This window comes from Rahnella aceris (genome assembly GCF_011684115.1).
Lineage (GTDB): Bacteria > Pseudomonadota > Gammaproteobacteria > Enterobacterales > Enterobacteriaceae > Rahnella > Rahnella aceris.
On the sequence record NZ_JAADJV010000001.1, the window covers coordinates 100,063 to 123,843 of the forward strand.

21 protein-coding genes are annotated in these 23,781 nt (G+C 55.3%); 11 read left to right on the top strand and 10 right to left on the bottom strand.

Annotation, left to right across the window (positions count from 1 at the left end):
* Nucleotides 1-7: 7 nt before the first annotated feature.
* Nucleotides 8-313 (bottom strand): SelT/SelW/SelH family protein, encoded by a 306-nt coding sequence (locus GW591_RS00550; RefSeq protein ID WP_126124658.1) that lies wholly within the window; start codon nt 311-313, stop codon nt 8-10.
* A gap of 48 nt (nt 314-361) precedes the next feature.
* Nucleotides 362-1,264, bottom strand: coding sequence for a LysR family transcriptional regulator (locus GW591_RS00555; protein ID WP_166859943.1), 903 nt, complete (start codon nt 1,262-1,264; stop codon nt 362-364).
* Between the two features lie 122 nt (nt 1,265-1,386).
* On the opposite strand from GW591_RS00555, the gene GW591_RS00560 reads away from it, so the two are divergent.
* The 5 genes from GW591_RS00560 (at nt 1,387) to recD (ending at nt 12,515) form a co-directional block, all read left to right on the top strand.
* Entirely contained in the window at nt 1,387-2,484 is a 1,098-nt protein-coding gene (locus GW591_RS00560; protein WP_126124660.1) for an NADH:flavin oxidoreductase/NADH oxidase, read from the top strand.
* Between the two features lie 201 nt (nt 2,485-2,685).
* Nucleotides 2,686-3,198, top strand: a complete 513-nt coding sequence (locus GW591_RS00565) for an SRPBCC family protein (RefSeq protein WP_126124661.1) — start codon at nt 2,686-2,688, stop codon at nt 3,196-3,198.
* Nucleotides 3,199-3,325: 127 nt separating this feature from the next.
* Complete coding sequence (gene recC / locus GW591_RS00570) at nt 3,326-6,784, top strand: exodeoxyribonuclease V subunit gamma (RefSeq protein WP_126124662.1); 3,459 nt, start codon at nt 3,326-3,328, stop codon at nt 6,782-6,784.
* On the top strand, nt 6,781-10,464 hold the full coding sequence (gene recB / locus GW591_RS00575) for an exodeoxyribonuclease V subunit beta (protein WP_153374814.1): 3,684 nt from the start codon (nt 6,781-6,783) through the stop codon (nt 10,462-10,464). Before recC ends, recB begins: the two co-directional genes overlap by 4 nt.
* Entirely contained in the window at nt 10,461-12,515 is a 2,055-nt protein-coding gene (gene recD, locus GW591_RS00580) for an exodeoxyribonuclease V subunit alpha (RefSeq protein WP_126124663.1), read from the top strand. The genes recB and recD overlap by 4 nt, the downstream gene beginning before the upstream one ends.
* 20 nt (nt 12,516-12,535) lie before the next feature.
* Here the strand turns inward: recD and GW591_RS00585 are convergent, their stop codons facing one another.
* From GW591_RS00585 to GW591_RS00605, 5 genes are all read right to left on the bottom strand, one after another.
* Complete coding sequence (locus GW591_RS00585) at nt 12,536-12,727, bottom strand: hypothetical protein (protein ID WP_013574325.1); 192 nt, start codon at nt 12,725-12,727, stop codon at nt 12,536-12,538.
* A gap of 174 nt (nt 12,728-12,901) precedes the next feature.
* Complete coding sequence (gene yniD, locus GW591_RS00590; RefSeq protein WP_013574326.1) at nt 12,902-13,009, bottom strand: small membrane protein YniD; 108 nt, start codon at nt 13,007-13,009, stop codon at nt 12,902-12,904.
* A complete protein-coding gene (locus GW591_RS00595) occupies nt 13,003-13,182 on the bottom strand; it encodes a hypothetical protein (protein WP_223509705.1) in 180 nt (59 codons plus the stop codon). The genes yniD and GW591_RS00595 overlap by 7 nt, the downstream gene beginning before the upstream one ends.
* A 96-nt stretch (nt 13,183-13,278) precedes the next feature.
* A complete protein-coding gene (locus tag GW591_RS00600) occupies nt 13,279-14,523 on the bottom strand; it encodes an MFS transporter (RefSeq protein WP_112151303.1) in 1,245 nt (414 codons plus the stop codon).
* The gene (locus tag GW591_RS00605; RefSeq protein WP_112197202.1) at nt 14,520-15,671 is read right to left on the bottom strand and encodes a serine hydrolase domain-containing protein; all 1,152 of its coding nucleotides are present in this window, start codon (nt 15,669-15,671) and stop codon (nt 14,520-14,522) included. The genes GW591_RS00600 and GW591_RS00605 overlap by 4 nt, the downstream gene beginning before the upstream one ends.
* Before the next feature lie 114 nt (nt 15,672-15,785).
* Between GW591_RS00605 and GW591_RS00610 the strand changes: the two genes are divergently transcribed.
* The 4 genes from GW591_RS00610 (at nt 15,786) to GW591_RS00625 (ending at nt 19,503) form a co-directional block, all read left to right on the top strand.
* The gene (locus GW591_RS00610) at nt 15,786-16,694 is read left to right on the top strand and encodes a LysR family transcriptional regulator (protein WP_013574330.1); all 909 of its coding nucleotides are present in this window, start codon (nt 15,786-15,788) and stop codon (nt 16,692-16,694) included.
* Between the two features lie 27 nt (nt 16,695-16,721).
* The gene (locus GW591_RS00615; RefSeq protein ID WP_013574331.1) at nt 16,722-17,213 is read left to right on the top strand and encodes a GNAT family N-acetyltransferase; all 492 of its coding nucleotides are present in this window, start codon (nt 16,722-16,724) and stop codon (nt 17,211-17,213) included.
* Nucleotides 17,214-17,327: 114 nt separating this feature from the next.
* Nucleotides 17,328-17,807: a 2TM domain-containing protein gene (locus GW591_RS00620; RefSeq protein ID WP_013574332.1), complete on the top strand. Its 480-nt coding sequence runs from the start codon at nt 17,328-17,330 to the stop codon at nt 17,805-17,807.
* A 133-nt stretch (nt 17,808-17,940) separates the two neighbouring features.
* Entirely contained in the window at nt 17,941-19,503 is a 1,563-nt protein-coding gene (locus tag GW591_RS00625; RefSeq protein WP_013574333.1) for a sensor domain-containing diguanylate cyclase, read from the top strand.
* Nucleotides 19,504-19,571: 68 nt separating this feature from the next.
* Here GW591_RS00625 and GW591_RS00630 read toward each other — a convergent pair whose 3' ends face one another.
* Together GW591_RS00630 and GW591_RS00635 are read right to left on the bottom strand one after the other, a co-directional pair.
* Nucleotides 19,572-19,844 (bottom strand): hypothetical protein, encoded by a 273-nt coding sequence (locus GW591_RS00630; protein WP_015689466.1) that lies wholly within the window; start codon nt 19,842-19,844, stop codon nt 19,572-19,574.
* 90 nt (nt 19,845-19,934) lie between these two features.
* A complete protein-coding gene (locus GW591_RS00635; RefSeq protein ID WP_013574334.1) occupies nt 19,935-20,663 on the bottom strand; it encodes a DUF3053 domain-containing protein in 729 nt (242 codons plus the stop codon).
* Between the two features lie 176 nt (nt 20,664-20,839).
* On the opposite strand from GW591_RS00635, the gene GW591_RS00640 reads away from it, so the two are divergent.
* Both GW591_RS00640 and cspE read left to right on the top strand, forming a co-directional pair.
* The gene (locus GW591_RS00640; RefSeq protein ID WP_166860687.1) at nt 20,840-21,898 is read left to right on the top strand and encodes a DUF1615 domain-containing protein; all 1,059 of its coding nucleotides are present in this window, start codon (nt 20,840-20,842) and stop codon (nt 21,896-21,898) included.
* 352 nt (nt 21,899-22,250) lie between these two features.
* On the top strand, nt 22,251-22,463 hold the full coding sequence (gene cspE / locus GW591_RS00645) for a transcription antiterminator/RNA stability regulator CspE (RefSeq protein ID WP_013574336.1): 213 nt from the start codon (nt 22,251-22,253) through the stop codon (nt 22,461-22,463).
* A 758-nt stretch (nt 22,464-23,221) separates the two neighbouring features.
* On the opposite strand, the gene GW591_RS00650 is transcribed toward cspE, so the two are convergent.
* Nucleotides 23,222-23,359: a hypothetical protein gene (locus tag GW591_RS00650; RefSeq protein WP_013574337.1), complete on the bottom strand. Its 138-nt coding sequence runs from the start codon at nt 23,357-23,359 to the stop codon at nt 23,222-23,224.
* Nucleotides 23,360-23,781: the final 422 nt, after the last annotated feature.

Genomic DNA, 23,781 nt, shown 5'->3' on the forward strand with positions numbered 1-23,781 from the left:
CGCACCCTCAGGCCTCACCGTTCTCATCAATCTTCTTCTTATCCACATGCCCCAGTGAACGTTCCGGGAAACAAATATCGCGCACACGCTGTTTAAGCAGTGCGGCGTCCGGGAAACCGCCATCGCGTTTGCGTTCCCAGATAACCTCGTCATCGACTTTAATTTCGTAAATGCCACCGGTGCCGGGGACAAGCGTCACGGACGCCAGATCGGTACTGAACGAATTCAGCAATTCCTGCGCCATCCAGGTGGCGCGCAGCATCCAGTTGCATTGAGAACAATAGGTGATGGTGATGGCAGGTAATTTTTCCATGGTACGACCCTTTTAAGAGGATTTTATCGACGTTTCAGAAATCGGATATTACTGCCCGCTACAGACCTGCGCCAGTTGTTGTCTCAGCCACTGATGGGCGGCGGAAAGATGCGAGCGTTCGTGCCACGCGGCGACTTTGGTAAAGCCGGGGATTTCCAGTGGCGGAGGCATCACTTCCAGCCCCGCGACACCATGCACCAGCCGTTCCGGCACGACGGCGATCAGATCCGTAGTCTGTAAGACCGGCGGCAGCACCAGGAAACTGTTAACCGACAGCACCACGTTGCGTTTTTTGCCCAGCGCGTGAAGGGCGGTATCCGTCACCCCGGCAAAGCTTTCTCCGCTCAGCGACACCAGCGCATGATCGTACTGACAAAATGTCTCAAGCGATATTGTGCCTTTATTCAGCGCCGGATGGCCCTTGCGCAACGTACAGACATAACGTTCTTCGTATAAATGGCGGATGTGCAGATCGGGTGGTGTGGTCTCCGGCGTCAGCAGCGCGAGGTCGATTTCACCGCGCTCCAGCCGCCCCTGAATGGTCGAATCTTCAGCTCGCTGAACCGACAGATGAATGCCAGGCGCCAGCTTCTGTAAGAGAGAAAAGAATGGCACGATAATCACACTCAGCGCGTAATCGGTAGCGGCGAGGGTAAACGTCATCTCGCAGTCAGCGGGCACAAATACTTCCGGCTGCAATAGCGCATCGATTTCCGCCATTACCCGCTTCACCGGTTTTGCCAGCGCCAGCGCACGTTCGGTCGGCACGATGCCGTAGCGGGCACGGACAAACAGCGGATCATCAAAACTTTCCCGCAGACGTGTGAGCATGCTGCTCACGGCGGGTTGCGTCAGGGAAAGACGCTCAGCGGCGCGGGTCACACTGCGCTCGTCGAGCAGCGCATCGAAAGTCTTTAACAGATTGAGGTCGAGACTTTTCAGGTTGCGCATGGGCGGGGCACCGATTGAGTTATAACGAAAGTTGATACGCACTATAATATTTCTACACTTCTGCTTATAGCTCTTTGGCAGCACTCTGTGTGCTTAATGTGCCAATCCACCGAGGAAATTTTATGTCTGCACTATTTACGCCGTTTACGTTGAAAGACGTCACCTTAAAAAACCGCATTGCCGTTCCGCCTATGTGCCAGTATTCCGCCACTGATGGCGTGCCGAATGACTGGCATCAGGTGCATTACGCCACGCTGGCACGCGGCGGCGCGAGCCTGGTGATTGTCGAAGCGACGGCGGTTTCGCCGGAAGGGCGTATCACCCCGGGATGTCTCGGGATCTGGAACGATGAACAGGCTGCTGAACTGGCGAAGATTGCCAAAGCCATCAAAGCCGCAGGCGCAGTACCGGGGATCCAGATCGGTCACGCAGGCCGTAAAGCCAGCGCCAATCTGCCTTGGGAAGGGGACGATCATATTGCTGAAGGCGATCCGCGTGGCTGGGCAACCATTGCGCCATCCGCAGTCGCATTCGGCAAACACCTGCCGAAAGTGCCGAAAGAAATGACCAAAGCCGATATCCAGCGCGTGATGGCCGATTTTGTCGCTGCCGCGAAACGCGCGCGCGATGCCGGTTTTGAATGGCTGGAGCTGCACTTTGCCCACGGCTATCTGGCGCAAAGCTTCTTCTCCGTGCATTCCAACACCCGCACCGACGAATACGGCGGTGATTTTGCCGGTCGCAGCCGTTTCCTGATTGAAACTTTCGACGCCGTTAACGCCGTCTGGCCAAAAAACCTGCCGATTACCGCGCGTTTTGGCGTGATCGAATACGATGGCCGCGATGAAGAAACGCTGGCGGAATCTATCGAACTGACCCGTATTCTGCGTGAGAAAGGGCTGGATATGCTCAACGTCAGCGTCGGTTTCTCGACCTGGGAAGCACAGATCCCATGGGGAGCCGGTTTCCTGGCACCAGTGTCGCGCCGCGTGCGTGCTGAAGCCGGCTTGCCGGTGGCGAGTTCATGGGGCGTTGCGTCGGCAGACGTGGCCGAACGTTGTATCAGCGAACAAGATATGGATCTGGTGATGATTGGCCGCGCCATGCTCGCCAACCCGCATTATCCGTATGCGCTTGCGAAAGAACTGGGCGAGGACAATCCTTCATGGGTTCTGCCTGCGCCTTACGCGCACTGGCTTGAGCGCTACAGCATCAACTGATAATCAATTTAAATCAGTGTATTAACCGGCAGGCAGGAGCCTTCTTCTGCCTGTTTTTTTATCTCTTACTCAGATATAAAAATAATAGATGGTTGTTATCATGATGTGTGATTTCCGTAATATCTTAGCCCTGAGTATTCTGTGTGAATACCAGCCTGATGGCTGTTCCCTTGGCACACAGCAATAACGAAGGAATCACACATGAATGCGATCAACTGGCCGCAAGGCTATATTCCCGGCGAAACCGACAACTTTGCCTCTAACGAAATGATCATCACCGGCCTGACCGTTGAGGAACTCTGGGCACAACTCGATAACACCGCCGCCTGGCCGGTTTACTACAGCAATGCGTCTGATATTTCCTTCCACGACGGCAGCGGACCGGGCCTGAGCGACGGCGCACGTTTTCGTTTCAGCACCTTCGGTTTCCCGGTGGAAGCGCTGGTGACCGAATACATCCCGCCAGTCAAAGGCCAGCCTGCGCGCATGGCGTGGCACGGCTGGGCAGAAGGTGATGCCGAAACCCGTCTCGACGTGCATCACGCGTGGCTTATCGAAGAACTCTCTGGCGGGCGCGTGCGCATCCTGACGCAGGAAACGCAAAATGGTAAGCCGGCGCGTGAACTGGCTGTCGCGCGACCTGACCCGATGATCAACGGCCATCAGGAATGGCTGGACGGGATGATCGGGGCGGCTCGTAAAACGCGCGGGTAATTTTCAGCGCGTTACATTTTGCTACGAGGCAGGCCGCAAGCCCTGCCTCTTTTCTTTTCTGTCCTTTCAATCCTTTCCAAATCAACGCAAAATCTCAACCCTGACAGGCGAAAAAAGGGATGCGGGCGTGAATTCAGGTTTGATGGTATTACACGGAAATCACTCAGAAACGCTGAGGGACGTGCTGGTCTCGTGGATGGCAGCGCATCCGCTGTCGCCGCTGGAAAATGAAGTGATTCTGGTGCAGAGCAACGGCATCAACCAGTGGCTGAAACTGGCGCTGGCGCGTGATGTGGCCGACGGTGGCTGCGGAATTGCGGCGGCGCTGGATATCAAACTTCCGGCACGTTTTTTCTGGCAGGTGTACCGCGCGGTGCTCGGCAAAGAACAGGTGCCGGAATCGTCGCCTTTTGACCGTCCGCTGCTGACCTGGCGCCTGATCCGCCTGTTACCCGAACTGCTTGCCGAACCCGTTTTTGCGCCGCTGGCCCGTTTCTTAAAAGATGACGGCGATATGCGTAAATTGCATCAGCTGGCGCAGCGTCTGGCGGATTTATTCGATCAGTATCAGGTTTACCGTGCTGACTGGCTGGAAGACTGGGGCAACGGTCTGGACGTTCTGCGCACCAGCCGTAAAGGCAGCGAGCCCTTGCCGGAAAACCTGCTGTGGCAGCCGCAACTGTGGCGCGCGCTGCTGGCGGATGTACCTGAAAACGAGCGCAACACCAGCCGTGCGGCGCTGCATCAGCGTTTCCTGCACTATGCGCAAACTATTCCTGAAGACCAGCGCCCGGCCGGTTTACCGGCGCGGCTGGTGGTTTTTGGCATCTCCTCGTTACCGCAACAATCCCTTGAAGTGCTGGCCGTGCTGGGACGCTGGACACACATCTTTATGTGTGTGCATAACCCGTGCGAGCACGACTGGAGCGATATCATTGCTGATAAAGATTTGCTGCGCGCAGAGCGGATACGTCAGTTGCGTAAGCCGGGCATGCCGCAGGTCATTGCCGAAGATGAGCTCCATCAGCATGCGCATCCGTTGCTGGCGGCATGGGGCAAGCAGGGGCGTGACTATATCGGTTTGCTGAATGAATACGACAACCACGAATCCTATGCGGCGCAACTGGCGCCGGTGATCCCGCGCATCGACCTCTTTACCTCAAACGGCACCGATACCCTGTTGCATCAGTTGCAGGAAGACATTTTGCAGCTGCGCCCGCTGGCTGAAACCATCGATGAATGGCCTGCCGCTGACGTTCAGCATGACGATTCCCTGCGTTTCTTTATTACCCACAGCGCCCAGCGCGAAGTGGAAGTGCTGCATGACCGCCTGCTGGCGGCGCTGGCCGCAGATCCGACGCTGAAAGCGCGTGACATTATCGTGATGGTGCCGGATATCAACGGTTATGCGCCGCACATTCAGGCGGTGTTTGGCCTGATGGAGCGCAGTGATCCGCGTTATATCCCGTTCACCGTTGCCGATCAGGGACCGCGCCAGAATAATCCGTTACTCGGTGCGCTGGAAAGTTTGCTGGAACTGCCACAGTCGCGTTTTGCGGTCAGTGATTTGCTGGATTTACTCGATGTGCCGTCGGTGCGTCAGCGTTTCGGGATTGAAGAAGAACAACTGCCGCTGCTGCACCGCTGGATCAGAGCCGCCAACGTGCGCTGGGGGCTGCATGCCGAGCAGCGCCAGAGCCTCGAACTGCCGTTATCACCGGAACAAAACAGCTGGTTCTTTGGTCTGCAACGCATGTTGCTGGGCTATGCGGTGGGCAGCGGCGAAGCCTGGAAAAACATCGAGCCGCTGGATGAAATCGGCGGGCTGGATGCGGCACTGATTGGCCCGCTGTCACATCTGCTGAACTGCCTGGATGACACCTGGCGTCAGCTACGTGAACCTGCGCCTCCGCAGGAGTGGGGCAGGCGTCTGCGTCATATCCTTTCTCAATACTTTAGCGAGGATGACGGTGAAGATGGCTTTATTTTAGTGCGTCTGCACGGTGAGCTGGAAATCTGGCTCGAAGCCTGTGAAAGCGTAGATTTACAGGCCGAACTGCCGCTGTCGGTGGTTCGCGATCACTGGCTGGCGCAGTTCGACCAGTCGGGTCTGACCCAGCCGTTTTTCGGCGGCGCGGTGACGTTCGCCACGTTGATGCCGATGCGTGCCATTCCTTTCCGCCACGTGCATCTGCTGGGGATGAACGACGGTGATTATCCGCGTAACCGTGTACCGATGGATTTCGACCTCATGGGGCGCGATTACCGCCCGGGCGACCGTTCACGCCGTGAAGATGACCGTTATCTGTTCCTCGAAGCCCTGCTTTCTGCGCGTGAACGCTTACACATTAGCTGGGTGGGGCGCAGCATTCATGACAACACCGAGCGCCCGCCTTCGGTGCTGGTGGCGCAGTTGCGCGACCATCTGGCGGCAGGCTGGAAAGCACAAAGTGGCGAAGATTTACTGCACGCCCTGACCACCGAACATCGTCTGCAACCGTTCAACCGCGACTATTTCAGTCAGGGCAGCCCGCTGTTTAGTTATGCCCACGAATGGCGCGCCGGGCTGGAAGCGGAAGCCGCTGCCGTGGCAGCGCAACCGCTGCAACCGGTGGAACAGGAAGGCGCACTGACGCTGCGTCAGTTGTCGGATTTCCTGTCGGATCCGGTGCGCAGTTTCTTCCGCCAGCGGCTGAATATCTACTTTGAGCTGGAAGATCCGGGCAGCGAAGATCAGGAGCCGTTCGACATCAATGCGCTGGAAAACTGGCGGTTGCAGGATGAGCTGATCCGCGCGCAAAAATGGGCGCTGGAAGCGGGCGTTTCGCGTCAGGACGTTTTACGTCAGCAACTCGAACGTATTGAACGACGCGGCGAGCTGGCACCGGGCGAATTTGCTGCGGTGCTGAGTGACGATCTGGCCGAACCGATGGATACCTTGTTTGCCAGCTATCAGCAGGTTCTCGATGCATGGCCTCAGCCGCTGGCGAATGAGGCGCTGGAAGATAAAACCGGTGGTGTGATGTTCTCCGACTGGCTGAGCGAACTGCGGGCAAATGCTGCGGGCGGCCGTGCCCGCGTGGTGCTGGAAAGTACCGGCATCATAAAAGATCGCGCTTACCGCTTTGACCGGCTGCTGCCTTACTGGGTTGCGCATCTTGCGGGGCATCTTGACGGACAGCCAATGCACACCTTTATCGTCAGCAAAAACGGCACCGCCGAATTACCGCCGCTGGAGATCGCTTATGCGCGCGAACTGTGGGACACGCTGATTGAAACGTGGAAAATCGGGCAGTTGCGGCCGTTGCCGCTGGCGGTAAAAACAGCCTTTGTCTGGCTGAAAAAAGAGGGCACGGCGCACAGCGCAACGGACAGCGATGCCTGGCTTGCCGCCCGCGACAGCTACGAAAATCACGATCCGGCCAACATGAAATTTGGTGAGCGTGACAGCAATGCGTACCTGGCCCGCGCGTGGCCGGACTTTGCCGCACTCTGGTCTGACGGTGAATTTGCCCGGCTGGCCGATGTGCTACTGGCACCGTTGATCAATTATCTTTCCCGCAGTAAGAAAGGAGACAAGGAATGACGGAACAACGTCTGCCATCAGCATTGAATGTGCTGAACTTTCCGCTGACGGGAAGCCGCCTGATTGAAGCCAGCGCGGGTACCGGCAAAACTTTCACCATCGCCGCGCTGTATGTGCGGCTGGTGCTCGGACACGGCGGCGATAACGCCTTCAGCCGCCCGCTGACGCCGCCGGAAATTCTGGTGGTGACCTTTACCGATGCCGCAACCAAAGAACTGCGCGATCGCATCCGTGCGCGTTTATCGCAAGCGGCGGGGTATTTTTTAGGAAATCCTGACGCGGAAAATGACAGCGACGAATTTTTGCAAAATTTGCGTGCGGAATATACGCCTGAGCAATGGCCGGGCTGTGCCCGCAAGCTGCAACTGGCGGCGGAATGGATGGATGAATCTGCCGTTTCCACTATTCACGGCTGGTGTAACCGCATGCTTGGCGAGCACGCATTCGACAGCGACAGCCTGTTTACCCAGACGCTGGAAACCGACCAGACCGAACTGCTGATGAACGTGGTGCGCGATTACTGGCGCAGTTTCTATTTCCCGCTCGGTGAGCAGGAAATCCGTATGTTGCGCGGCTGGTGGCGCTCACCGGAAGACTTACACCGCAGCGTGATGCCGCTGCTGGAATATGCCGGAGAGTTAGGCTCAGATCAGACGCCTGCCGAAGTATGTGAAACGGTGAATAACCTGAAAGCGGCGGAACTGGCTGCGCTGAAACAAGACTGGCCGCAATGGACGCAGGAACTGCGCACAATGCTCGAAGGCGCGGTAGCAGCGAAAGCGGTGAATGGGAAAATTCAGGCGCGATATTTCAATCCGTGGCTGGATAAACTTCACGCCTGGGCAACCAGCGACGAAATAATCCCGGATCTCAAAACCGGCTGGACCCGCCTGACACCGGCAGGCTTAGACGAAGGCTGGAAGCAGGGCGTTGCGCCCGTCCATCCGGCCATTTCGGCAATGGAAACCCTGAAAACCCGGCTGGAAAGTTTGCCGGATGCCCGCAGCGGTTTACTGCAACATGCCTGCCGCTGGATAAAAAATCGTTTTGACCTCGAGCAGCAAAAGCGCGCGCAAATGGGTTTCAACGATTTGCTGACCCGTCTGGACGCTGCGCTCAGCAGCGACAACGGCGCACGACTGGCGGAGATCATCCGTACGCAATTCCCGGTGGCGATGATCGACGAATTTCAGGATACCGATCCGCTGCAATACCGCATTTTCGACGCCGTTTACCGTGTGGCGGAAAATGCGCCGGAGCAGGGGCTGATCCTGATCGGCGACCCGAAACAGGCGATTTACGCCTTTCGTGGTGCCGATATTTATACTTATCTGCGCGCCCGTCGTGATACCGGTGGCCGCCACTACACGCTGGCGACCAACTTCCGTTCTACCCGTGCGATGGTGGCGTCAGTGAATCAGGTGTTTGAACTGGCCGAAAATCGCAAGTCCGGCGAGGGCGCGTTCCTGTTCCGGCGCGGCGCTGAAAATCAGGTGCCGTTCCTGCCGGTAGAAGCCAAAGGACGCGCCGATACGCTGGTAATTGATGATGCCGAAGCCGCTGCGCTGACGCTGTGGTATCCGGAGAATCAGGCGGAAGTATTGCCGAAAAACCAGTATGTCCAGATGATGGCCGACGGCTGCGCCACGGAAATTGTTCGCCTGCTGCGCCTCGGCCAGCAAGGTTCTGCCGGTTTTGGCCTGCCCGGCGAAACGCTGAAGCCAGTAATGCCCGGCGATATCGCGGTGCTGGTGAACACCGGGCGGGAAGCGACCGCAGTGCGCGTTGCGCTGTCGAAACGCGGCGTGCGCAGTGTGTATCTTTCCGATAAAGAATCGATTTTTGAAAGTGCGCAGGCGGGCGAATTGCAATACTGGCTGGCGGCTTGTGCTGCGCCGGAAAACGACCGGTTACTGCGCGCGGCCCTCGCGACACCTTCGCTGAACCTGAGCTGGGAAGCGCTGGACCGGCTCAATCAGGATGAAAACGAGTGGGAGCGCTACGTTCAGCAGTTTCAGGCGCTGCGTACCTGCTGGCGCAAACAGGGCATTCTGCCGATGCTGCGCCGTCTGATGTGGGAATTCGACGTGCCGCGCCGTCTGCTCGGCCGTGGTGACGAACGTGCGCTGACCGACCTGCTGCATCTTTCTGAACTGCTACAACAGGCCAGCGTTCAGCTCGACGGCGAGCACGCGCTGATCCGCTATCTGGCGGAACAGTGTCAGGATGAACATCAGGGGGGCGATGCGCGCAAACTGCGTCTCGAAAGCGATGCAGAACTGGTGAAAGTGGTCACGGTGCATAAGTCCAAAGGGCTGGAATATCCGCTGGTATTCCTGCCTTTCGCCTGTGCTTTCCGCGCGGTGAAAAAACAGGACTCACCGCTGAAATGGCACACGGCGGAAGGTGAACTGGAAGTGGCGCTGAGCGCGACGGATGAACAACTGGCGCAGGCCGATCGCGAGCGTCTGGGGGAAGACCTGCGTAAGTTCTACGTCGCGATGACCCGCTCGCGTTACGCGCTGTGGCTGGGCATGGCTCCGCTGAAAGAATTCGAAAAGAGCGCCTCCGGCTATCTGTTCCACGGCGGCGACGCGATCGATGCAGATGCGCTGCCCGCCAGTTTGCAGGCACTGGAAACAGACACTATTCGCGCCTGGCCGCTGCCTGTTACGGATGGCGCAATCTATCGCAGTGAGCAGTTGTTACCGGAACTCGGGCCGCGTCCTCCGCTGCGAACGCATAAAGGGCCGCGCTGGTGGGTGTCGAGTTTCTCCGGCCTGCAAATCGCACCGGCAGGCAGCTACATGGTGCCGGAGACCCTGAACCGGGAGCCTCGTGGTGAGATCGAAAGCGCAGCTCAGGACAGCTATTTAGAAGATCAGAAAGTATTTGTGGAAGACAAAGAGCCGGTGCCCGGGCTTTTGCAACCGATGACCGGTGAGAATTTGTATGCGTTTCCGCGCGGCCCTGCGCCGGGTAATTTCCTGCACGGTTTGCTGGAATGGGCGGGCGACGAAGGGTTTGCGGCACTGGCGAAGGATCCGGCGAAAATCGCCGATCAGGTCGCGCGGCGTTGTAATACGCGCGGCTGGGAAAAGTGGATCGTACCGCTTTCCGGCTGGCTGACCGCGTTACTGACGCAGCCGTTAGCCCTGCCGGACGGTGAAACCTTCACGCTGGCGGAACTGCCGCCTTATCAGGTTGAAATGGAGTTCTGGTTCTCGCTGACAAAGGTCTCAACTGTTCGCCTCGACAAGCTGGTTCAGCAATACACGCTTGAGGGCGCGGAGCGTGCGCCGCTGCTGGCGGAAGATCTCAACGGCATGCTGAAAGGCTTTATCGATCTGGTGTTTGAACATGACGGGCGTTATTACGTGCTGGATTATAAATCCAACTGGCTCGGAGACGATGCCAGCGGTTATGACCAGGAAAATATGACGCAGTCAATGCGCGAGCACCGCTACGATTTGCAGTTCTCGCTGTATCTGTTTGCGCTGCATCGTCTGCTGAAATCCCGCATACCGGATTATGACTACGACCGGCATATCGGCGGCGCGGTGTATTTATTCCTGCGCGGCAGCCACGCGCCGGGTAACGGCGTCTGCGTTCAGCGGCCGGACAAAGCATTAATGGAACAACTCGACGCTCTGTTCAGCGGCACGGAGGAACACGCATGAAAATCAACAGCCGTGAAGATATCGCACAACTGCTGGCGAGCTGGGTGGAATGTGGCTGGCTGCGCGAACTCGATCGCGCACTGGTGACGTTTCTGGCAAAAGAAGCGCCGGACGCGCATCCGTTATTGTTGCTGGCGACCGCACTGACCAGCTATCAGTTAGGGCGCGGTCATGTGTGTCTGGATTTGCAGGCCACGCTTGATGACAGCGCATTCTCACTCTCGCTGCCACCGGAAGGCGATCACGCTGACGGCGCGGTGATCCGTCCGGCGGCCGTGCTCGACGACCTGAGTTTGCAGGAATGGCTGGCGGCGCTGGTGCACCCGACGCTGGTCGGACACCACGAAGGTAATTCGCCGCTGGTGCTGACCGGCCAGCGGCTGTATCTGCGCCGTTACTGGCAGTACGAACAGAATGTGCGGGCGGCAATTGAACAACGTCTGGCGCGCAGTGCGCTGCACACTTTGCCGGTGGAATCTTTGCGTGCGCCGCTGACGGCGTTATTCCCGGCGGATGCGAAATCTGATATCGCCAACTGGCAGAAAGTGGCCTGCGCGCTGGCGGCGGGCAGTGCGTTCAGCATTATTACCGGCGGGCCGGGCACCGGTAAAACCACCACGGTGGTGCGTCTGCTGGCGTTGTTACAGACGCTGGCGCTGGAGGAAAATGGTCAGCCACTGCGCATCAGACTGGCCGCGCCGACCGGCAAGGCGGCAGCAAGACTCAATGAATCAATTGCCGGTGCGGTATCGAAGCTGGATCTCAGTGCGCTCGGCAACGGTAATGCGGTGCGAGAAAGTATCAACACCGATGTGGTGACACTGCACCGTCTGCTCGGCAGCCGCCCCGATACGCGGCATTTTCGCCATCATCCGGGCAACCCGCTGATGCTGGATGTGCTGGTGGTTGATGAAGCGTCAATGGTCGATCTGGAAATGATGGCCGCGTTGCTGGCGGCACTCCCGGAACAGGCGCGTCTGATCCTGCTCGGCGATAAAGATCAACTGGCGTCGGTGGAGGCGGGGGCATTACTGAGCGAGTTATGTCAGCGCGCCAACGGCGGCCATTATCTGCCGCATACCCGCGACTGGTTGCAAAGCGTGACCGGCGAACAGGTCCCGGATTCGCTGGTTGATCCCCAGGGTACGGCGATGGATCAGGCTGTAGTGATGCTGCGCCACAGTTACCGTTTTGATGCACAAAGCGGCATTGGTCAGTTAGCGGAAGCAGTAAATGACGGGGATGTGAAAGCGCTGAAACAGGTCTGGAAACATGGATACGCTGACCTGGCGCAACTGACATTGAGCACTGACGATGATGCTGAACTGCGCGACTGGGTGGTGAAGGGCGGCACGAAGCAGTTCCCGGCGGCGGCCAGACGCGAAGGCGTAGAACCTCCGGTCGGCTATCAACATTATCTCAACGTGATGATCCAGGCGCGACCGGCAGACAATGAACCGCCGGAAGCCTTCAACCGCTGGGCGGCCAGAGTGCTTCTGGCCTACAGCCAGTTCCAGCTGCTGTGCGCCTTACGTGGCGGGCGCTGGGGTGTGGAAGAACTGAATCAGCGCATCGCCGACATCTTGCGAAAGGAAGGGTTGCTTAAGGCGTCGATCGGCTGGTATCCGGGGCGTCCGGTGCTGGTGACCCGCAATGATTACAGCCAGCGTCTGATGAACGGCGATATCGGCATCACGCTGGAGATCCCGCATCGTCTTGCCGATGGTACTGTGGTGCCGACCCTGCGAGTGGCGTTTCTGGCCGGAGACGGTACGCAGGATATCCGCTGGGTGATGCCGGGGCGTTTGCAGGCGGTGGAAACCGTATTTGCCATGACGGTGCACAAATCACAGGGATCCGAATTTACCCATACCGCGCTGCTGCTGCCGGAGAATCTCAGTCCGATCCTCACGCGCGAGCTGATTTACACCGGCATTACCCGTGCGCGTCACTGGTTCAGTCTGGGATGTGTCGGGGGAATGAATGCCGTTTTACCGGATGCGGTGAAGCGTCGGGTGTTACGTGCCAGCGGATTAATCGAAAGCGCGTAACGCATACCTGAAGACGAAAATCAGCATTCGTGCTCATGAATTCTGACGAGTTTATGTAGCGTGCGGGCCTTGTTGCCCGCCACTTTGGTGGCTTTGTCCGGATCGCCAGCCACAAATTCCAGCGTCGGTGAGTAATAAAAAGGCAGCCAGCCACCGTAGCCATTCTCCCACTCCCAGCGAACCGGGCAGGGCCACAGAATGTCTTCATGCATGATGTAATAAGTCCATCGCCCATGCGGACGACGAGGTTTTAGTATTTTCATAAACGGGAGAACGGGCTCTTAAAAATCACTCAGGATATTCTGGCTCGCGTAGCGGAAGGTTTCAACCCTCTGACCGGAATGATGCTTATTTAAGCAGTTTTAAGCGGGATAATTTGCAATACTTTACCCCCAGATCATCGCCGCCCAGCGTAACAGCATCAGTGCGCCACAGATACACAGCAGTACTACGACCATTTTCCAGTGCTTGGTCATCATCCGTTTGGTTACCATTTCTCCTCCTGCAATCCGGACATTGAGTGCGCCATGTGCTGATCAACATAGTGGACAACATGTTCTTTCAGTTCAGGAACGGTCTGATCGGTGAGCCATTCAAACGCCATCAACAGTAAGGCTGCGATGGCAATAACTGACAAAAGTATAACGGCTTTATTGCGTACTTCCATGATTCCCATTGATTCTGAATTACCTGATTTTTACTTTGCGAGAATAAGCCGCATCGGGAGCGGCTTCAGCATTCTGGTTCCGGAAAGGTTTAGAGATTATACCTTTTCGCCTGATTCGAAACTTTGATCCCGTTTCTGCTCCTCCGGCATTAGTGCTATTTCTTCATGACGGGCTCCCGGGCGGAAACCGTTCTTGCGGGCGCAAACGGCAATAATCAGCCCGGCGACGATAAGCAACTGCATGGCCCACGGAAAGACTGCAATGCCCGCGGTTTCCAGCAGGATCCCACCGGTTACCCCGCCACTGGCAATCGCCAGATTCCACGCCACGACCACCATCGATTGCGCCATATCGGCATGTTCACCGGTAGCGTCAGCAATCGCCGTTTGCAGCAAGGTTGCTGCACCACCAAACGTCAACCCCCACAGCGCGACACACAATGTCACGGTCAGCGGCGAAAAGCGGCTCAGCGCCAGCACGAGTGATAGCAGGGCAAAGGCTATCAGGCTGACCAGCAGGGTGCGCCGCAAATGTTTATCCACCAGCATGCCGGTGATACCAATGCCTGCCAGCGCGCCGAGGCCGAAAACCAGCAATATCTGATCGGCCCGTGCATCAAGCCCGGACAGGCGCAGGAACGGCACGATGTAGGTATAAAGCAGGTTGTGCGCCAGCATCCACAGCAGGATCACCATCAGAATACTGCGCACGCCGGGCATCATCATTACCTGTCTTAAAGGCTGGCGTTCCCCTGCGGCCTGCCCCGGATAGTCCGGTACTTTTTTCACCACCCAGACAATCAGCAGCAACGTGATGGCGGACATCACGCCGAATGCCATGCGCCATCCGAGCGCGGAACCCATCCAGGTGCCCAGCGGAACGCCGACAGATAGCGCCAGAGGTGTGCCGACCATCGCCACCGACAACGCACGCCCTTGCTGATGCACCGGGACCATCCGCCGTGCATAACCGGCCAGTAACCCCCACGCCAGCCCTGCCGCCGCGCCGGCCACCCAGCGGGCGAAGAGCGTCAGGACATAATTCGTCGAGAAGGTGGTGAGGGTATTAAAAATCAGAAAGCCAAAGATTGCCGTCAGCAATGCAGTGCGGCGGTTCCAGCCCCGTGTCAGTGCCGCCAGCGGGATGACGGCCATCAGCGAACCGGCGGCATACAGCGTCACCAGTTGCCCGGCCATCGCCGGTGACACATTAAGATCCGCTGCAATTTGAGGTAGCAATCCGGCGGGCAAGGTTTCGGTCATGATGGCGATAAAGCCGGTCAGTGCCATCGCCAGTAAAGCTGAAAGTGGCAGGGGAGATTTCAAGGCAATGGAATTCATGACTGCGCTCCATACACCGCATCGCGCAGTTCAGTGACGAACGTGCCAGACATGCCTTCATACAGGGTATTGGTCAAGGCAACGACGCTCAGTCCGGCGGTACGGTCAACGAACCAGGAATGACCGTAAGCCCCGCCCCAGCGCCACGTGCCGGTTGATTCCGGTGAAGCGGCAGCCTGCGGGTCACGTAATACCGAAAAACCTAAACCAAAGCCCAGACCCGGGGATTCCGGCAGTTCAGCTCCGCGAGTTTGATCTCGTCCCATTTCATCGACCAGCGCGGACGAGATCAACGGAGCGCCGCCAAGACGCAACATTTCCAGCATCTTCAGTACGTCAGCCGCGCTGCTGACCATACCCGCGCCGCCGGAAGGATAAGCCTGGGCATCGAGTGCGCGCGAAGGTGAGTATTCAATTCCCACGGTATTGTCGAAAGCGGCGACTTTTTCGCCTTCACGCAGACGATGGGGCTGTGGCACATCACTGACATACGGCGTAGCCAGCCGCGCCGGGTCATGTGCGAAGAAACCTGTGTCATGCATGCTCAGCGGGTCGGTCAGTTGCGTTTTTACCACTTCAGCGAGCGGTTGTTTGCAGACCTGTTCCAGCACTGCGCCCAGCACGTCCACGGCCAGCGAATACCCCCACGACGTGCCCGGTGTATACAGCAAAGGCACGTCCGATAAACGTCGCAGATTTTCCGCCAGCGAAATGCTGCTGCTGTCCATTCCGTCAGAAACCCCTGCGCGGGCATAAGGGCCGTTTTCGTCCGGCTCAAAAAAGCGGTAACTCAGCCCGGCGGTATGACTTAATAACTGCCGTACCGTGATGCGTGCCGGTTGTCCGTCTGGCAGGGTAGGGCGAAACTGCGGCAACCCTGTCTGAATATCGTCATCCAGCGCCAGCTTCCCCTGGGTGATCAGTGCCATTGCCACGGTGGACACAATCGGCTTGCTGACCGATGCCAGACGGAAAAGCGTATTTTCAGTCATCGGTTGGTGGCTTTCCCGGTCGGCAAAACCGGCAGCCTGGTGGTAAACCACCTCGCCGTGAAGGGCGACCATGACAACGGCACCGATCAGTCTTTGTGACTGAATAGCCTGAGCGATAACGCAATCAAGTCGGGATTTCAACGCAGTGGAATTCATGGGATATCTCAGCTTCAGAAAGTGTTAAATCACGATAGAGATCTCCTCAGTGAGGAAAAAGTAGGGTAGGTTTCCATAATATACGGACGATGATGTCCGTAATCGGGGGCAGTAATGGAAAATCTCAGTAGCCTGAATACCTTTGTACAGGTGGCAGAAACCCGCAGTTTTGTGGCAGCCGGGCGAATTTTAGGCGTATCGGCGTCGGCGGTGGGTAAAAGCATTGCGCGCATGGAGACCAGGCTGAATGTGCGGCTGTTTCACCGCAGCACCCGCAGCGTGACGCTGACCGTCGAAGGGACGCTGTTCCTCGAACGCTGCCGGCGCATCGTGGCGGAACTCGAGGCGGCAGAAAGCGAGCTGTCGCAACTGGCGGAAAGTCCGCGCGGCAGGTTGCGGCTGAGTTTGCCTCAGGTCAGCACGCTACTCTTGCCGGTGCTGGGCGAGTTTATGCGTCGTTATCCCGATATCGGGCTGGATCTGGATTTCACCGACCGCATCGTTGATGTGGTGGAAGAGGGGTTTGATGCCGTGGTGCGCACCGGCCAACTGGCTGATTCGCGATTGTCGATGCGCAAGCTGGGTACTTTTCATCATTTACTGGTCGGCGCGCCGGATTATTTTGAACAGTATGGTACACCTGCGAAGCCGCAGGAACTGGTTGAACACCGTTGTCTGCATTTTCGCTTTCCTAATAGCGGAAAGCTCGAACCATGGCCGCTGCCGGAATATCAGGATTTATCGCTGCCGGTATCGATGGTTTGCAATAATATTGAAACGCGCCAATGTTTTGCCCTGCAGGGGCTGGGCATCGCCTGTCTGCCTGATTTCAGTATCCGCAAGGAGCTGGCGGGCGGGCAACTGGTGACCGTGCTGGATGATTACGTGAAGCGCAGCGGTGATTTTTACATTTTATGGCCCTCCGGCGGTTATATGACGCCGAAGTTGCGGGTGTTTATTGATTTTCTCAGTGAACGGGTTTTCCCTGAAAATCCCGAGCTGGCGCTGCTATGTCCTCATTAAATCTGTTGTTAACTAAGGGAGTGTGTGATGAGTCATTCTGTCTTAATTGAACGCTTTTCTGCCGCCGATCAGCGCGGTGTGGTGGATGTGATTTTACCGATCCAGAATCAGGAATTTGGCATTGTCATCACCGAAGAACAGCAGCCTGATCTGCATGACATTCCGCAATTTTATCAGCGCGGCGCCGGGGATTTCTGGGTTGCCCGCTATGAAGGGAAAGTCGTGGGCACGCTGGGACTGAAAGATATCGGCAATGCGCAGACAGCACTGCGCAAAATGTTTGTCAGCGCGCCTTTTCGTGGCAGGGAGTACGGCGTGGCCACATTGTTACTCAACACGTTGCTGCATCATGCCCGGGAGAAAAATGTGAAAGATATTTTTCTCGGCACGACAGACAAGTTTCTGGCGGCGCATCGCTTTTATGAAAAGAACGGTTTTAAGGAAGTCACGGTGCCGGATCTGCCGCCAGCCTTCCCGCTGATGGCGGTAGACAGTAAATTTTACCGGCTAACCTTCTGATTTTTAATACTGTCAGTTTGCTGTCGTGTCCGTGTCAGGTTGCTGTCGTGTTGATTTCCGATCCTGCGTTGCATGCTGATTGGGTGTTCAACATTCACTCTACAGGTAAAAATTATGAATCAGAGCAAAATCAGGCAACTTCGCATTTCCCGTGCATGGTCTCAGGAACAACTGGCAGAACTTTCCTCACTGAGCGTGCGCACGGTGCAGCGTATCGAAAATGGTGAGCAGGCCAGCCTAGAAACCCTCGGCGCTATCGCAGCAGCCTTTGATATCAAGGTTTCTGAACTGACAGAAAACGATGCGAAAACGGGCAGTGCTTCAGGGCAGGCGCTTGACGACCAGATAGAAAAAGCCAGATATCAGGTAGCGGAAGAAAGCAGTTTTTATCGTTCCGTTCTGTTGTGGGCGGTGGTCAACGCCGGTCTGTTCGCGATAAACCATTACACCTCGCCGGATTCAGTCTGGTTCGTCTGGCCCCTGTGTATCTGGGGCGGCATTGTGTTGTTGCGGGGGTTACGCATTTTTGTTTTTCGCGGATCGGTGGAGCGCTGGCAGAAGGCGCGTTTACAGAAGTTAATACGCAAGCTCTGATCCGGAAAAAATGCTGCTAAAGCGCCCGTGTTAATCGTAAGCAAAACTGCCCTGACTGAGACATATCAAAACCCTTGCCGGACATACTGCTATCCTCTGTAATATTCAGGGTCATTAGCTCAACGGACAGAGAATGGATCAGCAGCGGCGGTTTGCATTTAATCTTAAGAGACTGATATTGCTTCTTGCACTGGTGAGTACGCTTGTCACCTTGCTCAGCAGTTATCTGGCAATTTTTCAGGTAGAGAAGAAGCTCCTTACCGAATCCTCCCTCAGGGCGAGTCAGTCGTTCGCCACGCGACTGTCGCTGACGGCTGATTTGTTTTTCAATGCCGCAAACAAGCAGGTGGCCTATAGCGCCGATTTACTCGGCGAGCGGTTTAACAATGTTGATGCACTGACTGAAGAAGCCGATCGTTTGCAGTTGCAAAGTAAGCGCTTCAGCTCGGTGCTGGTGGTGGATACCACCGGCGTCGTGCGTGCGGCTTCACGAAACTCTGCGGCGATGGTCGGTTTAAAACTGGTGTCTGATGCCAATACCGCTGCGTTGAAAACGCAAAATCCGGTGCTCAGTTCCCCCTTTCTCACTCCACAGAATAATCACATCATTGTGCTTTCCTCACCCATCCGTAATGCGCGTGGCGGCTATCTCGGGTATCTGGCCACCGAAATTGACCTGAGCAAAGGCAGCATTGTGGATACGCTGATTAATGCCCGCAATTACCGTAAAGACGCCTATATCTATGTCATCGACCGTGAAGGCGACGTGTTGTATCGCGACGCGTCAGGCTGGAGTGAAAGCGCGCCACAGGGGCATGTGAACAAGGCACTTTTGGGCGGACGGGAGCAGGGTTTTTTGCGTATGGAAAACCTGCAAGGCGAAGAATCTCTGGCGGGTTTCTCTACGGTGGAGGTGGCGGGCTGGACGGTGCTGGTGCTGCATCCGGCGAAAGCCGATGTGATGCTGCTGTATCACGTAATGATGCAGGTTTTGATCTACACGTTGCCGATCGTCATTCTGGTGTTCATCTGCATCTGGCTGCTGACGCGCTATATTTCGCGGCCGCTGCGACAGCTTGCCTCAAAGGCTGACACCATGGACTCACATGATGTCTCCGAGGAAATTCAGCAGATCAATGCCTGGTATTACGAAGCATCGAAGCTGAAAACGGTGATGTTGCAGGGGATACGGTTGTTGCATCAGCGTATCGAACAACTGAGTACCGAAGCCCATACCGACCCGATGACCGGGCTGCTGAACCGGCGCGGTTTTTATGAGGCGGTGGATAAACAGCTAAAGGAATCGTCGCGCGTTGCAGTCATCACCCTCGATATCGATCACTTCAAAAAAGTAAACGACACTTTCGGACATGACGTGGGCGATAGGGTGATCACCCAACTGGCGCGCCACATTCTGAGTAATTCGCGGGAAGGCGATCTGCTGTGTCGCATGGGTGGCGAGGAATTTTTACTGCTGCTGCCCGGCGCGTCACTGACGCAGGCCACCGGGCTGGCCGAGCGTTTGCGCAAGCAGGTTGAAATGCAGCAGTTTGAGGGGGCCGGTCAGGTCACGATTTCACTCGGCGTTACCCTGTTCTATCCCGGAAAAGCCAATATTGACGGGGCATTGAAAACCGCGGATAAAGCGCTGTATCAGGCCAAAAATAAAGGGCGTAACTGCGTGGTGAATTTGTAGATTGGATGAGGCTAAACGGTCAGCCAGAAGGATGAGAAAAGGCTCAGGCATCGCGCCTGAGCTTTGACTTAGCGTGAACCCGGCAGCAGGGATTCAGTGCATTTGAAGACGTCTTCGCGGAATTTGCGTGAGGCATCATCCAGATCGGCCTGATTGGCGACATCTGCACGGTTGGCTTCCAGCGCCTGATTGACCGCGAGGGTGAACGCATTTTCCTGGCTGGCATTCAGCACATTCCCCACGCTGCCAAACAGCAGACGCATGGCGGAAATCTGCACCAGCAGCTCACGGTTTACGCGCTCAAGCTGGTCAACACGTTTGTTCAGGGTCTCGTCATTCATAGGTGTCTCCTTATTTAATTGCCGCACACCATAACAAAAGCACCGCAATGAAAAAACCGTCTTACGGCGGGCGGGTCTTTGTCTGGTGGATTAACGCACCATTTGCTGCATCTGACGGCTGAGTTGCATCAGTTGCGCATTCAGCGGAACCAGTTGTTGCTGGATGGCGTTGTATTTATCCAGTTGTTTCTGGTTGGCGAATTGCAGACGGTTGCCGGTGATGGTGACGTTTTTGCCCTGACTTTTGATGAAGTCGGCCTTCGCTACAATCAGGTTCAGCACCTGCGGCAATAAATCAAACACCTGCTCAGTGACGGCTGACGGTTTAACGATGGTTTTCTCATACACCTGATCGTAAACCTTCTTCAGGTCTTCCGGCTGTTTCAGCGCTGCATGCTGCGTATCGGCCTGGGTTTTCAGCAGCACGATTTTCTCTTTCCATCGTTCACTGCTGTCAGCCATTTTCTTCAGATCATCGCGCTGCTCAAGCAGGTTACTGACGCTGTTTACGCCGTTCATACCGGCAAAAACCGGCACCAGCGAAGAATCGAGTTCGATATTCATCTGATGATGAAAACCGGTGATAATCGCGTAATCTTTAGTGTAATCGCCAAACTCTTTTTTCTGCGCTTCGGTCAGTTGCGGGACGGCCAGCACGGGTTTATCGAGGATCCGCGACTGAAGAAAATCTATAAAGGCTTTGCGTTGTGCGGGTTCTTTATCACCGCAGCCGCTGAGGACAACAATCATCAGCAACATCATAAAAGGGAGCAAAAATACGCGGTGTGAGGTCTGTAAGCGGGGCGCTGAGTGCATCATTTCCTTGTTCCTTTATCTCCATCATCAGAGCCTTAACCTTAACGCATAAAGATAATTTTTTGCTAGATCAGCATAGCTATCTTCGCTAACGTCACTCTCAGAGTCATTTATTCAGGGAATGTATCACTTTGAAGCATAAGTCATTTTCGATAAAACAGTTTGCGCCGGTGCTGGCCATGATGATCCTCGCGGGGTGTACCTCGACGAAAAAAAACGCAACGCCGGTGCAAAATCCGCATGACGTGAAAGCGGATATCGTGCGGCTGATGCCGACATCAGCCCCCGACAGAAAAGGTTGGGCGACCGATATTACCGCCGCTTTCACCACGCAGAACATTCCGGCAACCACCGAAAATATCTGTTCTGTGCTGGCGGTGGCGCAGCAGGAATCCAATTTCAACGCCGACGCACCGGTGCCGGGATTAAGCAAAATTGCGTGGAAAGAGATTGACCGGCGCGCCGATGCGGTTCATGTGCCCAATTTCCTGGTGCACACCGCGTTGTTGCTGAAATCCCCGAACGGCAAATCCTACAGCGAGCGGCTGGATAACGTAAAAACCGAGAAACAGCTGAGTGCGATTTTTGATGATTTCATTGATATGGTGCCGATGGGGCAGAAGCTGTTCGGCAATCTGAATCCGGTGCATACCGGCGGGCCGATGCAGGTCAGCATTGCGTTTGCCGAGCAAAACGCCAAAGGCTATCCGTATAAAGTTGAGGATTCAATCCGCAATGAAGTGTTTAGCCGCCGCGGCGGCGTGTATTTTGGCGTCAAACATCTGCTGGGGTATCCGGCGAATTACACTCAGCCGTTATACCGCTTTGCCGACTTTAATGCTGGCTGGTATGCCAGCCGCAACGCCGCATTCCAGAGTGCGGTAAGTAAAGTGTCAGGCATTCCGCTGGCACTGGACGGTGACCTGATTAACTACGGCACTGATAAACCGGGCGGCACAGAGCTGGCAGTACGCACACTGAGCAAACGTCTGGACATCAGCAATTCGGCCATCCGTAAGGCGCTGGAGAAGGGCGAACAACTGGAGTTTGAAGAGACCCGGCTCTACAAGCAGGTCTTCGCGCTGGCGGATAAAACCACCGGTAAAAGACAGCCACGGGAAATGCTACCGGGCATCACGCTGGAAAGTCCGAAGATTACCCGCAAGCTGACTACCGCGTGGTTTGCTAAGCGGGTAGACGGTCGTCGTGCGGATTGCATGAAAAGAGCGGGAGGATGATTCTTAAAGCCTGCCGGAACCGGGCAGGCTTTCTTATTATTTAATCGGGCTACAGCCGTTGTCACGGGCGGCCTGAGCGATATTTCCGGTTGGAATAAATCCGCCGGTAATATAATCCCGTTGAAATAAAAGCTTGCTTAATAAATCCGCCTGTGTGTAAATAGCGTCAACGGTTTGTGGTTAAGACCTATTTATGTAAGACATTTTAGTAAAGCAGTTCCTGGTTCAAGTGATGTAGCAAATCCTTTCTCCGACGAATTTCCTTCTCTGATGCATCCATAAGTATTTCAAATAAAAACAGACCTATATTGCCCTATGGCATCATAAAATAAAAACGAAGAAGGTATTTTCTATGTCTAATAAAATGACTGGTTTAGTAAAATGGTTTGACGCTGGTAAAGGTTTCGGTTTCATCTCCCCTGCAGACGGCAGCAAAGACGTGTTCGTTCACTTCTCTGCAATCCAGAGCAATGATTTCAAAACCCTGGACGAAGGTCAGAACGTTGAGTTCACCATCGAAAATGGTCAGAAAGGCCCATCAGCGGGTAACGTTGTCGTTCTGTAATGTCGCCTGATATTGAAGGCAAACACTCTGCAATAGCGAAGATGGGTTAAACCCGGAGCAGCCAGAATAATTGTTTCAATATCGACATTATCAATGACAAAAATAAACCCTGGCCAACGCCGGGGTTTATTATATATAAGCTTCTGAATTTATTTCCGGGAGCCATAACAGAAAAGCCAGTTGGATTATTTCACCCGTTGTTTTTTCTGTTATGAAATGGCCGTGCTCAGGCCGCGCAATGTCGGAGTGTTCGATGGACGCTTGCGCCATAATATGACGGCCGGGAAAGCACCGGCAAATTCCCTTTATCCTTTGGGCTGGCTCTGCGTTGGCCGCCATCACTCACCCCAGTCACATACTGATGTATGCTCCCGGGGACGCGTTCTGTTGCCGCCTTGATCCAACCCAAATGCTTGCGGGAATTCCCTTTATCCTTTGGGCTGACTCTGCGTTGGCTTCCTTCGCTCACCCGAATCACTTACATAAGTAAGCTCATCGGGATTCCTTCACTTGCCGCCTTCCTGCAACTCGAATTATTCGTGAATAAGCTTTGTGTTCAATCCCGATCCCAATCCAACCTCAATTGCTGCCTTTGCCGAAAAACAGGTAAAAAAAAGCCCGCACGCGGCGGGCAAAATAACAGGGTTCTACAGGGGTATTACACAGGGACATCACACAACATTTGATGGATTTAAGATATCAAACCTTGTGTATGGTTTTGTCATCGCCCGGTAAGGTTAATCCAGCAGATGTAAGCCTTATTTGTCCGCATAATGCGTAATCACCTGATCAATTTTGCTGTCCGCCAGCGCAATGCCCTTCTGTATCAGAGACTCAGAACCGATGCTTGCCAGCACGATAACCACGGCAACAATCATTAATCCTTTGTATGTCATGATGAATCCTTCCGCATAGCTTAATGAATGGCAGCATTATGCGACGATACGGCAAGTATCGCCACAGGAAGAGAAAGCAGAGGGAAAGGCGTTATGCACCTAAATGGCCGACAGTGAAATACGTGACCAAACCAACGATCACCAGCAGCGCAATCGCAGAGGCAGTATAAAGAATGATGCGTTTAGGGCTGTAAAATGCCATGAAATGTCCTTATTTATCCGTCGTCGTTAACGCTGTTTACTCACAGAAGTTCCATCATCAGGGCCATCACATAACCGATCCCGACAGAGCCTCCTGCCATCATTAACCAAAAAGCAGTGGCCTTCATTTCACACTCCTTGTGCGGGACGAATTGTCCCAATCATTTGTTTCATGATGCAATTATAACAAACATATAATCCATATGGATAAATATGTGCTT

What these genes read in the sequence shown, in the direction of transcription:
- cspE (WP_013574336.1), top strand. Translation starts at nt 22,251, where the DNA reads ATGTCTAATAAAATGACTGGTTTAGTAAAATGGTTTGACGCTGGTAAA.
- GW591_RS00605 (WP_112197202.1), bottom strand. Translation starts at nt 15,671, where the DNA reads ATGAATTCCACTGCGTTGAAATCCCGACTTGATTGCGTTATCGCTCAG.
- GW591_RS00630 (WP_015689466.1), bottom strand. Translation starts at nt 19,844, where the DNA reads ATGAATGACGAGACCCTGAACAAACGTGTTGACCAGCTTGAGCGCGTA.
- GW591_RS00620 (WP_013574332.1), top strand. Translation starts at nt 17,328, where the DNA reads ATGAATCAGAGCAAAATCAGGCAACTTCGCATTTCCCGTGCATGGTCT.
- GW591_RS00600 (WP_112151303.1), bottom strand. Translation starts at nt 14,523, where the DNA reads ATGAATTCCATTGCCTTGAAATCTCCCCTGCCACTTTCAGCTTTACTG.
- GW591_RS00555 (WP_166859943.1), bottom strand. Translation starts at nt 1,264, where the DNA reads ATGCGCAACCTGAAAAGTCTCGACCTCAATCTGTTAAAGACTTTCGAT.
- GW591_RS00565 (WP_126124661.1), top strand. Translation starts at nt 2,686, where the DNA reads ATGAATGCGATCAACTGGCCGCAAGGCTATATTCCCGGCGAAACCGAC.
- GW591_RS00595 (WP_223509705.1), bottom strand. Translation starts at nt 13,182, where the DNA reads ATGGAAGTACGCAATAAAGCCGTTATACTTTTGTCAGTTATTGCCATC.
- GW591_RS00635 (WP_013574334.1), bottom strand. Translation starts at nt 20,663, where the DNA reads ATGATGCACTCAGCGCCCCGCTTACAGACCTCACACCGCGTATTTTTG.
- GW591_RS00585 (WP_013574325.1), bottom strand. Translation starts at nt 12,727, where the DNA reads ATGCATGAAGACATTCTGTGGCCCTGCCCGGTTCGCTGGGAGTGGGAG.
- GW591_RS00625 (WP_013574333.1), top strand. Translation starts at nt 17,941, where the DNA reads ATGGATCAGCAGCGGCGGTTTGCATTTAATCTTAAGAGACTGATATTG.
- yniD (WP_013574326.1), bottom strand. Translation starts at nt 13,009, where the DNA reads ATGGTAACCAAACGGATGATGACCAAGCACTGGAAAATGGTCGTAGTA.
- GW591_RS00610 (WP_013574330.1), top strand. Translation starts at nt 15,786, where the DNA reads ATGGAAAATCTCAGTAGCCTGAATACCTTTGTACAGGTGGCAGAAACC.
- GW591_RS00650 (WP_013574337.1), bottom strand. Translation starts at nt 23,359, where the DNA reads ATGACATACAAAGGATTAATGATTGTTGCCGTGGTTATCGTGCTGGCA.
- GW591_RS00560 (WP_126124660.1), top strand. Translation starts at nt 1,387, where the DNA reads ATGTCTGCACTATTTACGCCGTTTACGTTGAAAGACGTCACCTTAAAA.
- GW591_RS00640 (WP_166860687.1), top strand. Translation starts at nt 20,840, where the DNA reads ATGATGATCCTCGCGGGGTGTACCTCGACGAAAAAAAACGCAACGCCG.
- recB (WP_153374814.1), top strand. Translation starts at nt 6,781, where the DNA reads ATGACGGAACAACGTCTGCCATCAGCATTGAATGTGCTGAACTTTCCG.
- recD (WP_126124663.1), top strand. Translation starts at nt 10,461, where the DNA reads ATGAAAATCAACAGCCGTGAAGATATCGCACAACTGCTGGCGAGCTGG.
- GW591_RS00550 (WP_126124658.1), bottom strand. Translation starts at nt 313, where the DNA reads ATGGAAAAATTACCTGCCATCACCATCACCTATTGTTCTCAATGCAAC.
- GW591_RS00615 (WP_013574331.1), top strand. Translation starts at nt 16,722, where the DNA reads ATGAGTCATTCTGTCTTAATTGAACGCTTTTCTGCCGCCGATCAGCGC.